Annotated in this window: 9 protein-coding genes; 5 read left to right on the top strand and 4 right to left on the bottom strand. The window is 41.9% G+C overall.

Annotated elements, in window-relative coordinates:
- Positions 1 to 195: 195 nt before the first annotated feature.
- The 4 genes from GQR55_RS03880 to GQR55_RS03865 form a co-directional block, all read right to left on the bottom strand.
- Positions 196 to 2631 carry a TonB-dependent receptor gene (locus GQR55_RS03880; protein ID WP_166419510.1) on the bottom strand — a complete coding sequence of 812 codons (2436 nt, stop codon included), beginning with the start codon at positions 2629 to 2631 and terminating at the stop codon, positions 196 to 198.
- Positions 2632 to 2842: 211 nt separating this feature from the next.
- Positions 2843 to 4582: a solute:sodium symporter family transporter gene (locus GQR55_RS03875; protein ID WP_206012023.1), complete on the bottom strand. Its 1740-nt coding sequence runs from the start codon at positions 4580 to 4582 to the stop codon at positions 2843 to 2845.
- A 102-nt stretch (positions 4583 to 4684) separates the two neighbouring features.
- On the bottom strand, positions 4685 to 6745 hold the full coding sequence (locus GQR55_RS03870; RefSeq protein WP_166419509.1) for an alpha-xylosidase: 2061 nt from the start codon (positions 6743 to 6745) through the stop codon (positions 4685 to 4687).
- A 107-nt stretch (positions 6746 to 6852) separates the two neighbouring features.
- The gene (locus GQR55_RS03865) at positions 6853 to 7620 is read right to left on the bottom strand and encodes a sulfite exporter TauE/SafE family protein (protein ID WP_346774251.1); all 768 of its coding nucleotides are present in this window, start codon (positions 7618 to 7620) and stop codon (positions 6853 to 6855) included.
- Positions 7621 to 7801: 181 nt separating this feature from the next.
- Between GQR55_RS03865 and GQR55_RS03860 the strand changes: the two genes are divergently transcribed.
- The 5 genes from GQR55_RS03860 to GQR55_RS03840 all read left to right on the top strand — a co-directional run bounded on the left by GQR55_RS03860 (position 7802) and on the right by GQR55_RS03840 (position 12372).
- A complete protein-coding gene (locus GQR55_RS03860) occupies positions 7802 to 8551 on the top strand; it encodes a GntR family transcriptional regulator (protein WP_166419508.1) in 750 nt (249 codons plus the stop codon).
- 214 nt (positions 8552 to 8765) lie between these two features.
- Positions 8766 to 9728: an aldo/keto reductase gene (locus GQR55_RS03855; RefSeq protein WP_166419507.1), complete on the top strand. Its 963-nt coding sequence runs from the start codon at positions 8766 to 8768 to the stop codon at positions 9726 to 9728.
- A gap of 9 nt (positions 9729 to 9737) precedes the next feature.
- Positions 9738 to 10733 carry a TauD/TfdA family dioxygenase gene (locus tag GQR55_RS03850; RefSeq protein WP_166419506.1) on the top strand — a complete coding sequence of 332 codons (996 nt, stop codon included), beginning with the start codon at positions 9738 to 9740 and terminating at the stop codon, positions 10731 to 10733.
- Positions 10733 to 11737, top strand: a complete 1005-nt coding sequence (locus tag GQR55_RS03845; protein ID WP_166419505.1) for a YeiH family protein — start codon at positions 10733 to 10735, stop codon at positions 11735 to 11737. The genes GQR55_RS03850 and GQR55_RS03845 overlap by 1 nt, the downstream gene beginning before the upstream one ends.
- Before the next feature lie 425 nt (positions 11738 to 12162).
- Complete coding sequence (locus GQR55_RS03840; RefSeq protein ID WP_006792548.1) at positions 12163 to 12372, top strand: cold-shock protein; 210 nt, start codon at positions 12163 to 12165, stop codon at positions 12370 to 12372.
- The last annotated feature ends 97 nt before the right edge of the window (positions 12373 to 12469 follow it).

Here is a 12469-nt window from a genome sequence, read left to right as displayed (position 1 = left end):
TTGTTGAAGCGTAAACCTCAAATAAGTAACCGCTGCACTATAAAAAATAGATATGACTACCAAAGGACTTTTTGATGAAGAAACAATGACTAAATTATTACAAAGATAAGTCACAAAAATAAAACACAAAAAAGCGCAACGTGTAAAACGTTGCGCTTATTTTAAGGGAAATTATTAAATGTAATTATTTAAATATTAAAAACGTGCTTTAAACGATACGCCAAAGTAGCGCTCTGCATCACGCGGTATTTGGTAACGGAAGTTATCGCCGCTGTAGGTAGTTACGTAACTTTCGTCGGTTAAGTTTTTAGCAATAAGCGATACTCTAAACGCATCATCTTTAAACGACAAACCCACACTTGCATTTAAAATACCGTAATCTGGTAATAAAGCAGCTGGATTAAACTCGCCTACGTTATCTGGCAGGTCTGAGTATTGCTCGTCGGTGTAAATGTATGAGCTGTTTATGTGTACGTTAAAGCCATGGTCGGTTTCAATAAAGTAATCAGCTGTTAGTGAGTATTTTAAATCTGGCGAAAATGGAACATCTAAACCAGAGCGGTCAGTACACGAACCTGCAGCTACTTCTGCCGGACAATTAAACTCGTCAATTTCAGCTTTAATATAAGCGACACCACCGGTAAGCGTTAGTGACTCTGTTGCAGCCCACATAAAGTCGACTTCAACACCTTGCGTGCTTACGTCGCCTGCATTTGTTAAGCGGGTAATACAGGTGCCGTCTGAACAATCAAAGTTGTTAGCTTGAAAACCTTCAATTTCTGTTCTAAAAAGCGCCATGTTAAACACAAATTCGCGGCTTGCGTATTTGTAGCCAATTTCGTAAGCGTCTGACTCTTCTGGCGATATTTCGCGGCTATCGTTGTCTGGGTTAAAGTTATAATAAATATTAAAACCAGGCCCTTTGTAACCTTGCGAGTAGGTACCGTATACCATTTGGCCATCGCCTAAATCGTATTGCATACCTAAACGACCCGATACGTTGGTTTCTTCTGCTTTACCTTCATCATCTGTATTAAGTGTTGCTGGGCGCACGCCTACACCGGTGCGGCCATATACATCGTTACTTACACGGCGATGCGTGTACGACACTTCGTCGTCGGTGTAACGAATACCAAATAAAACGCGTAAATCTTCAGATAAATCGTAAGTACCATCGGCAAAGGCTGCCCAGTTATTAAATTCGGTGCTCATAAAAGCAGTGGCCGATACAATATCGTTTGCGTTACAGCTAACGCCTAGACCTTGCGTGTAACCATCTAAGTCGTTAAGTGCAGCATCAAGCTCTGCGCCCGATAAGTTATTTTGCGCGTAAAAAGCCATTGCGCTATCAAGCTGGCCACCATTGTTTTGACAACTTGCATCACGAGTAAAGTTACGTTGTGAATCCATGTTCCAATAAAATAAACCGGCAACATAATTAAATGGCCCAGCTAGGTTTGATGTAACTCTAAACTCTTGCGAAAACTGATCCCATTGCTGTGCACCAATATCATGTAACTGAAACGGCGCGCCAAATACCGGCTCACTGCTGTCGCCAGCAATAGAGGTAAAGTCGCCTTCGCGGTATTCTGTGTTATCCCATGAACGCTGCGCTGTAATTGACGTGTACGTATAGTCGCCAATTGTTTTATCTACTTGCACCGAAAACGCGCTATGTTCGTCAATTGTGCGCGACTCGTAATCATGGTCTACTTTGCGTTGGTCTAGGTCAATATCGGCTACGCCATCAACAATGCCGTTACTGTTTGGCGCTGCTTTTGAATCTGGATTACGACCACTTGGTAGTGCTTCTAAGTCGGCACAACAATCGTCATCTGCGTTATAAAATTCAGCTATAAATTTTACGCTTAAGTCGTCCTCTGGCTCGTATTTAAATACGGCGCGTGCACCTTCGCGGTCATAACCGTTTACTTTTTCGTTGTTGTAAACGTTATCAATGTAACCGTCAAACTTGCCTTTAAATACCGTTAAGCTTGCTGCTAGGTCGTCGGTTAAACCGCCGCTTATAACGCCTTTAAAACGGTATTCGTTATCTTGATAAAACGAGGTTTCTACGCTGCCTGTTGTGTCGTACGAGGGATCTTTTGTTGTTATGTTTACCACACCTGCTGAGGCGTTTTTACCAAATAACGTACCTTGTGGGCCGCGCAGTACTTCTATGCGGTCTACGTCGTATAAATCGGCAAAAGCTTGACCAGAGCGGCCAAGTACCACGCCATCAACCACGGTTGCCACACTTGGCTCGGCAGCAATACTAAATGAAATAGTACCAATACCACGTACTGTTAGCGCTGAGTTACGTGTTGTTGTGCCTTTTCTAAAGCTCACCGAAGGGACAAGTGACTGTAAGCCTTCCATGTTATTAGCAAAAGCTGAATTAATTTGATCGCTATTAAGTACCGATACCGCAACAGGTACTTCGTTTAAGCTTTGCGTTCGCTTTTGCGAGGTAACGACTATTTTTTCAAACGTATCGTTTTTAGCTTCTTCTACTTTTTGTTGTTCTTGCTCGGCTTGCTCTTGCTGCGCATGTACTTGCGTGCTTAATGCTAAACCGGTTGTCATTGCTAACGTGACTGCCAAGCTTAAGACGGACTTTTTAGCTCTCATGTCATTCTCCATATTGTGCGTGTGTGCTGTGTGGTACCGCGCTAGCAATTGTGTGGGTTGCTAATAAAGCGGTGCAGTGTGTTGTTATACTTTCCTTAAAGCTCTTATATCTTATATAAGAGCTTTAAATTTAAACAAACTATCTTCTTAATGCAATCATTATGTGAATAAAATGTAATTTTAAATTAAGTAATGAGGAGTCAGCCGCATGTTATGCGGCCTTTGGAATCCCAATATGCGCCAAGCTATTTTCGTAGCGTGTATGCCAACGACGAACGCTCCACCAGCTAAGCACAAAGGCTGTAGCCCAAACGGCAACTAAGCTTGGTACAAAGTACACACTGGTTCCACCAACAAGTCCAAGCGGAGAAAACAATATATATAAACTAACAATTAGGCCTACTAATACGATGGCGCAAGGCAGTGCATATTTCCAAGGATTAAGGTCTACCTCGGCTTTGCGTGTAAATTGCCATGGTGTTTTAAGTGGTTTGTAGTAACCAATACCCAGCATAATTGCCAATTCAATAAAGAATAAAATGGCGTAAATATGGATAAAGTTTATGTCTACATCCCATACAAATTTAAGCAAAGTGTAAGCAATAATATGGAATATAATTGCGACTTTAGCACCCAGTGCGGGCACTTTTCGGGTAAACAAACCTACCAATACAATTGTGATGACCGGAATGTTGTAAAAACCTGTAAACACACGAATTATGTGCCATAAGCCTTCGGGTGCAAACATCAATAATGGCGCGGTTATAAACGATAATACGGCAATAATAATACTGGTAATTTTAGCCACTTTTATAAGTTGGCTGTCTGTTACTTTGTCTTTTTTCATTGGCTTGTAAACGTCTAAGCAAAATAAGGTTGCTGCGCTGTTGAGCAGTGAATTAAACGAGCTAAATACAGCACCTAGCAATACGGCCAAAAAGAAGCCTGATAAATACTGTGGAAGTACTTCTTTTACTAAATGTGGATAAGCTAAATCGATAGTGGGCAGGCTTTCGTGTTTATAAAGATGGTAAGCAATAACGCCTGGGATCATCATCATAAACGGCACTAGCACTTTAAAGTACCCTGAAAACAACACCCCTTTTTGGCCTTCAACTAAGTTTTTAGCGCCCAGTGTACGCTGGATCACATACTGATTGGTGCCCCAATAAAACAAATTAGCTAAGATCATCCCTGTAAAAATAGTCCCAAATGGCACGGGATCGTCGCTGCTACCAATAGCGTTAAGCTTTTCTGTATCGGTGTTTACAAGGGTGCTTAATCCTTCTGAAAAACTCCCGTCGCCCAATGCAATTAAACCCAGTGTTGGCACTAAAATACCAATAATAAGTAGCCCAACTCCGTTTATAGTATCCGACACTGCAACGGCCTTTAAGCCGCCAAAAACAGCATAGATAGCACCAACAGAACCCACTGTAATAATAGTGACAATCAAGCTTGCTTCGTAACTCATATTTAATAGGGTGGGTACATCAAACAGTCTAAGTACGGCTATTGATCCTGAGTATAAAACCGAAGGGATCGTTATAAAACAATACCCTACCATAAATAAGATCACCGTCATGCGGCGTACGGTATCGTCAAAACGATCCCGTAAAAATTCAGGCAAGGTAGAAAACGCACCCGCTAAATAACGCGGCAAAAAGATCAACGCCATAATGATGGTTGAGATCCCCGCGGTTACTTCCCACGCCATTGAGCTTAGGTTGTAACCATAGGCTGAGCCATTAAGACCAATAAGTTGCTCTGCCGATAAGTTAGTGAGGATCATCGACCCTGCTATAAACGTACCCGTTAACCCACGACCCGCTAAAAAGTAGCCGTCTTGGGTATTAACTTCCCCTTTGGTTTTTTGGTACGAGATATATCCCACCAGCGCCATAAACGCCAAGCACGATAGCAGTGTCATGGTAATGTTCATACCTTCCATCTTGCGCCCCTTTTAGCTTACTTTACTCGGTAAAAAGTAAGCTAATATCTTTATTATTGTGTGTGTTGTATGTGTGTTGTGTTTTTTTTATTAAGCCGAGTTTTATTTAGGCCATGGCGTTAATTGGCTCATGTCTTGTTCTGTGTGTTGAACGTCTGGGCCAAGCATTAGGCTGTCGCCTTCGCGCATAAATACTGCCATTTCTTCAAGTGCGAGTGTGTGCTCGTAGTACTTACCACCTTCGTAAGCTTGTTTATCAGGAAAACGAATCCAGCTGCCTTGTGGTAAATAAAATTTCACTTTACCGTTTGGTACTACACATGGCACAACCAGTAATTTTTCACCGCACATAAATTGCTGATCAAAACTATGTGCTAGCACATCATCAGGAAATGCCAGTGCCATTGCACGCTGAATCGGCAAACCGGTTTGCTGCGCTTGCTCTGCACTTAGTTCTAAATAAGGAATAAGTTGGTAGCGTAGTTTAAGTGCTGCAAATACCGCGTCACTTGCTTGTTCAGTATAAGACCACGGTTCGCGAGGGCCAATACCATGCAAGCGCATGTGTGCGCTAAATACTGAGGCTTGCGCCCAGCGCACGTAAAGCTCTGCGTCGCGAGTGTCTTTATAAAAACCGCCAATGTCGGTTGCAAAAAACGGCCCGCCCGACATGCCCCATGCTAAGCTGCCGCGAATGCTCGCCGCTAAACCTTGCCAATCGGCTTGTGGGTCGCCGCCCCATTGAGCAGGGAATCGTTGGCTGCCAGTCCATGCTGAGCGGCTAAACAAAAATGGCCCTGTTTTACAGTATTTTTCGGCGGCTTCATAAACACAGCGGTTGTACAACATGCTATAAACGTTGTGCAATCTAATACCGCTGTCGCCACTGTGCGATACCATATTTTCGTCTTCTAACTGTTCGCCAAAATCTGCTTTTATCATATCTACGCCAAGCTCAAACAAAGGCTTATGCGACTCAAGCCAGTATTCGTAAGCGTCGGGATGAGTAAAATCTAAAATACCCGATTCTGGCAGCGGCGTAAGTACTTCGCCAAATGGACTTAAATCCCACTCGTATTGATACGCTTTGCCTGTGCGTTTGTCTTTTATAAGCCAGCCGTTTTCGGCCGCTTTAGCGAACAATGGGTTATTTACCGAGATCATCGGGTATTCCCACACACAAATTTTAAAGTCCATCGCTTTTAGTTTATCAAGTACTGGTTTTGGGTCGGCGTAGCGTGTTGGGTCCCATTCAAAGGCAAAGCGAGTGTCGGTGTCTTGCCATGCTCGGCCATCAAGGGTAATTACGTCGCACGGCATTTTTTTAGCGCGTACTTCGCGGGCAACACTAAGTAGTTCGTCGGCATCTTTGTAATACGCTTTTGATAAAATAACACCAAAGCTCCACTGCGGTGGCACCGGTGCAAAACCTGTTAGTTCACAATAGCGGTTAATACTTTGAGCAGGTGTTTGTTCTTGATATAAAAAGATATCTAGCGCGTCATCTTCAACTAAACATATATAAGCGCGTTGCGACCACAATGCATAACCGACGCCATGGGTAACAGGCGCGGGTGTATGTACAAATAAATTCCAGCCTTCTGGGCTCCATGCATACGGGGTGTTTTTATAAGACTTTTCGGCGTTAACACCCAGCGCATCGTGGTTGTATGAACGAATAAGTTGGCCGCGTTTATCAAGCTTGCCCCACTTTTCGCCAAGGCCATACACGGCCTCATCGTAGTTAAGCTCAAGGCTTAAAATCCAGCCGTTATCGGTTTTTGCTAGTGGCGGTAAACGGTGCTGGCGTACAAAGTGGCCATCAGTTGCTGATTGCTGTACTAGCTCATCGTTTTTATAAAGTTTGAAATGAAAAGGGTCGCTGTAAAATTCTAGGCGGTATTCGCCACCGCTTACACTGTAATCATTATTGTTTTTGCTAAGTGTAAGGGGATATTCTGATGGGGTTGTGGTTAATATTTTAAACTGCTCGTCATGTGTGGTGCCTGCATTTAAACGTAAACCAAACTGGCTTATCGTTACGCTAATATCACCAAACTGAGTGGGCAAAACCAGCACATTACCTTGTAACTTTGGCGGTGCGGTTAAGCGTGCTGGCTCTATTGCGTTCCAGTCTGGCTCACGTAATTCAAATGCATTCATGGGAGTTCCTTAACCAATTATTAGTCTTGTATAAGACACAAGTTAAATAATTGTAACCCCCATGTCAATGTAAATAACCCTAAGATGAATTATTTACATCGTGATTTTTAAAATATACCCGGCGCCGATGTAGTCACCAGCGATACGCCGCTCAGCCCTAGCAACGTAATAGCTATAATGCGTATCCATTTAGCGTCTACGTAGGGCGTTAATTTACGAGCAAAATGCGTAACTAGCAACACCAAAGGAATAGCCGCTGCAATTAAAAACATAATATCGAGCTCTGGCAAAGTACCAAATAAAGCGATACCTACACGTACTAGCCCGCCAATAGTAAATACCGCTAATAACGTACTGCGAATAGCTTCAATAGACCAACTTTGCTTATAACACTGAAACACAAGCGGTGGCCCAGAGGTTGAAAACAACCCTCCAAGTAACCCACTCACCCCACCGGCTATTAAAAACGAACGAGGACGGCTTTGTTTATTGGCACGATCTCGGCCAATCAGCATTAAAGCGCAGCACAATAGAATGCTTACGCCTAAAATAAAGTTTAAATAGTGCGTTAAATGCGACGACATAAACTCAAGTAGCACAAAACCTATCAGCATTAACGGTATACCGGTATACAACATAAGTTTTAGCTCGGGTACTTTTACCGAACTGCGGTTTTTAACGACCACGGTTGTTGAATTAACTAACCCTAGCAAACTCACTAAAAATGTAGTTGCCGTAAGTGGCAATACATCAAGCAACGTAAAGCTTGCAACCACCAGCAACCCAAAGCCAAACCCGCTAAGAGTTTGCATTACAGTGGCAAGGCTTAGGCACAGCGCCATAAGCAAAATGAGTTCAAAAGAAATACTGAGCACTTTTAATTTCCTAAGGGTGAGCTATTGTAGTGTAACGATTTGTTTTTAGGCATAATGTATATTTTGCGCCTATAAAAACATTACAGCAGTAGTTCACGTTTAATTGAGCTAGCGCAAATATGCGTAAAAGGTTTCACCTATGATATAACTACAGGTGGATTAAATTTAATGGTAAATAATAATGAGTAACTCTATGTTTGATCACAAATTAAGTGGCCCAAGCTTGGCTTTTCAACCGCTTTACTTACAAGTGGCTGATTATATTAAACAGCTCATTGTTGAAAGACGCTGGGTACCTGGCGAAGCACTACCAAGCGAATTTCGCCTTGCTGAAGGATTTAACGTAAGCCAAGGTACGGTTCGTAAAGCACTAAACTTATTAACCGACAATAAAATAGTGACTCGTCGCCAAGGCGTTGGTACGTTTGTATCGCAACATACTGCGCAAGATGCATTATTTAGATTTTTTCCGTTACAAGCAGACGGTAAAGGCGCCGATTTGCCAAAGGCTGAACTGCTATCGGTTGAGCTTTGTGCAGCGCCAGTTGAAGTAATAGAAGCGTTACAGCTCAATAAAAAAGACAAAGTTACCAAGCTTGTTCGTAGGCGTATTCTTGATAACGAATTTTGCATGAGCGAAACTATATACCTACCGCAAAGCTACTTTCCTGATATACATCAAAGTAGTGATATTCCGCATACATTGTACCATTACTATCAGACCAAATTTAACCAAACTGTACACAAAACCCAAGACAGTATTAAAGCCGTACTTGCTACAATGGATGATGCCAAAATGCTAGCTATTAAAGCTGGCGACCCACTGCTGCTGGTATCACGTATTACCGAATCAATCGAAGGTAAGCGTATCGAATACCGCCAAAGCAAATGCCGTAGCGATCATTACCACTATCAAATTGAGCTCGACTGATTAAGAGCCTCTTTAGTGCTAACCACCCACTTTAGCGCATAATAATTAAATATTTTTAAAGGCAGCAAACGCTGCCTTTTTGCTGCCTGCAGGTTTTTTAACCCTCTCATTTACTGCTTTGCTGTTAACACAGTATTGACACTGTTTGATTCGTATAATAACTTATGTCTTATACAAGACCTAAGTCATTATGTATTTTTAACAGGAATTCCCAATGAGTTCATTAAATAATATCCCTCCAGTAGGGTTCGGTTTATGGAAAGTCGCACAAGAAGATTGTGCACAAACGGTATACCAAGCCATTAAGGCAGGTTACCGCCATCTTGATTGCGCATCAGACTACGGTAACGAAGAGCAAGTAGGCGATGGCATAGCCCAAGCAATAAGCGATGGCTTATGTACCCGCGAAGAATTATGGATAACATCAAAACTGTGGAATACCTTTCATGCACCAGAGCATGTTGGCCTCGCGATAGATAAAACACTAAGTGACTTAAAGTTAGATTACTTAGATTTATACCTAATTCATTTTCCGATTGCGCAAACATTTGTGCCAATAGAAACCCGCTATCCACCAGAATGGTTTGTTGATCCAGACGCACAAAACCCACAAATGGAGTTGGCAAAAGTGCCGCTATATTTAACGTGGCAAGCAATGGAAGAACAAGTACATAACAACAAAGCTAAACGCATTGGGGTATGTAATTACTCAAGCGCACTGCTTCACGATTTAATGACCTACGCAAATATCAAACCCGCTATGTTGCAAATTGAGTCGCACCCTTATTTAACGCAAGAGCGATTAGTAAGATTAGCTAAGCAGTACGATATTCCGGTTACTGCGTTTTCACCACTGGGTGCGCTTTCGTACCTTGAGCTTGAAATGGCAGATAAAACCGAATCGGTTCTTGAGCAAAGCGTTGTTAAAGCGGCTGCACAAAATCATGGCAAAACGCCAGCACAAGTCGTACTTCGCTGGGGCGTGCAACGTGGTACTGCCATTATTCCAAAAACTTCAAAACTTGAACGCATGAAAGAAAACCTTGCACTGTTTGATTTTGAATTAACAGAGCAAGAAATGGCGCAAATTTCTGCGCTTAATAGTAATCGCCGATTTAACGACCCTGGGCACTTTTGTGAAGCTGCCTTTAACCGTTTTCACCCAATTTACGATTAGGAACATACAATGTCAGCTACCGAAATTAACTACGCCTCAGTGCCAACTCAATTAACATTCGATGATTCGGTTTTTCCGTGCATTGTGGTTAATAACAATAACGCCAGCACCGTTGAAGAAGCGGTAGCTTTCATTCGCGCCAATAAAAGCGAACTGGCCAAAAAACTTCGCAGCTCAGGAGCTGTGTTGTTTCGTGGTTTTCCTGTAAATAGCGCCGAAACCTTTGATACGTTTTCAGCAGGTTTTGATTACGACAATTTTACTTATAAAGAGTCGCTTTCAAACGCGGTGCGTATTAATTTTACCGAGCGTGTATTTACAGCTAACGAAGCGCCAAAAGATGTAGAAATATACTTACACCACGAAATGGCTCAAACGCCTATTTCGCCAAGTAAGTTATTCTTTTTTTGTAAATCGGCCGCAGAAGAAGGTGGTGCAACACCTCTTTGCCGATCAGATAAGTTATTTAGCGCATTAAAAGAATACGACAGTAAACTTGCCCATGACTTTGAACACAAAGGCCTAAAGTACACCACCTATATGCCAGCCGCTGACGACGCAACATCAGGCCAAGGCCGAAGCTGGAAAAGTACACTAAGCGTTGAAACCAAAGACGAAGCACATAACAAATTAACCGAACTGGGTTACGAATGGGAATGGCTTGAAGACGGCTCACTAAAAGCCGTTACACCGGTACTTCCTGCTGTAGTAACTCTTGAAAACAACGTACAGGTTTTTTATAACCAACTGATTGCCGCTTACATGGGCTGGAAAGGCGTACGCGAAAACCCATCGGTTGCTATTACCTTTGGCGATGGCAGTGCCATTCCTAAAGCTGGACTTGATAAAATTGTTGAGCTTTCAAAAGTATTTACCTTTGATCTTGCATGGCAAGATGGCGATGTAGCCTTAGTTGATAACGAAATGGCTATGCATGGTCGCCGCCCTTTTACAGGCGAACGTAAACGCCAAGTGTTAGTAGCACTTACCGCAGCTAAAGCGTAATGCAGCGCTTAAGTAGTAAATTAAGCTGTAAAATATCACCTTTATGGCAAGGTGCCAGCATTGCTGCAATGACTGGCCTTGCCGCTTTATTTTTAAGTGAGCATTACGGCGCACCAGCCATGCTGTTTGCTTTGTTACTGGGTATGGCAGTCTCATTTTTATATCAAAGCGATAGCCCTTGCGCCAAAGGTATCGACTTTACCGGCACCACGGTTTTGCGCGTAGGTATAGTGCTGCTAGGCACACGCATAGCACTGGGAGATTTAGTAACACTAGGTTGGCAAACCGCACTTATGTTAGCGGGCGCTATATTTACTACTATTATTTTAGGCGTAGTACTTGCGCGCGCATTTGGCTTACAAAAACGCTTTGGTGCACTTACAGGCGGCTCAGTTGCTATTTGTGGAGCGTCTGCTGCGCTAGCTATCTCCTCTATTATGCCAAACAGCGAACATAAAGAGCGCGATACTTTACTTACGGTTATTGGCGTAACAGCCATGTCGACCCTTGCTATGATCCTCTACCCTATTGTGGTTAATTACCTTGAGTTTGACGCCCATAATGCAGGCGTATTTTTAGGCGGCACAATACACGACGTAGCGCAGGTAGTAGGTGCTGGTTATTCGGTATCACCTGAGACTGGCGATATAGCAACCCTAACTAAACTTGTACGTGTTGCTATGCTGCTACCCGTTGTACTTATTATGATGGTTATTATTAATCGCTCAAATAAAGAAAAACACGGAGAATTACCTAAAGTCCCTGGGTTTTTAATTGGCTTTGTCATACTCATGATAATAAATAGCTGCTTTTCTCTTCCTATAATAGTGCTTGAAACCGCTAACGAACTTTCGCAGTTCTTTTTAATTGCGGCTATTTCAGCCATTGGTATGAAAACTAATTTAGGAAAACTTACCGAAGTAGGTATAAAACCTATTATTTTAATTGTTGCTGAAACACTTTGGATTGCATTATTAATACTTGGATTTGTAATTTGGGGCTAATGAATCACGTTATTTAAGATATATATCAAAAAATTTAGTAGGTAATTAGGTCATGTTTTAACCAGTTAAAACCTGTATTTTACCCACTCTAAAACTGTGTACAAAAATAAGCGTAAAGCTTTGATTAAAATAAACTTAACTTTAATTTATAAGTTAAAAAGATCATCTCAATCATAACTAGTTAGTTAAAAAACAAACAAACAAATAAAGCACTTACTCTAAAATAAATTTACAATAGGGCTTGGTATATGACTTAATTTACTGTTATCCTGCTTGCCATCGGGTTGACAGAAAACCCTATTTATTTGTAAGTACCACGTTGTTTTAGTAATAATCCTTCGCGTTATCCTCAGTTAAATGTATGTTTTCTTCCTGTTAAATTGCCTAATTTAAGGCGCACTTTTATTAATTCTTAGGATACTATTATGTCTAATACTACAACTGGTACAGTTAAATTTTTCAACGAAGCAAAAGGTTTTGGTTTTATCGAGCAAGAATCTGGTCCTGATGTTTTCGCACATTTCAGCGCAATCTCTGGCGACGGTTTCAAAACTCTAGCTGAAGGCCAACGTGTACAGTTTACTGTTACTCAAGGTCAAAAAGGTCCACAAGCTGAAAACATCGTTAGCATCTAATTGCTTTCGTTAAAATGGGTTAGCAATAACCCATTTTGAATACTAGTTTGAAAGAAGTTTTGTTTTATTTGTTAGTACCGAGTTGTTTTAGTAATAA

It is taken from the genome of Pseudoalteromonas sp. Z1A8 (genome assembly GCF_011378855.1).
Classification (GTDB): domain Bacteria; phylum Pseudomonadota; class Gammaproteobacteria; order Enterobacterales; family Alteromonadaceae; genus Pseudoalteromonas.
Note: the sequence above shows the minus strand (reverse complement) of the source record. Positions and strands in the feature narration are given on the sequence as shown.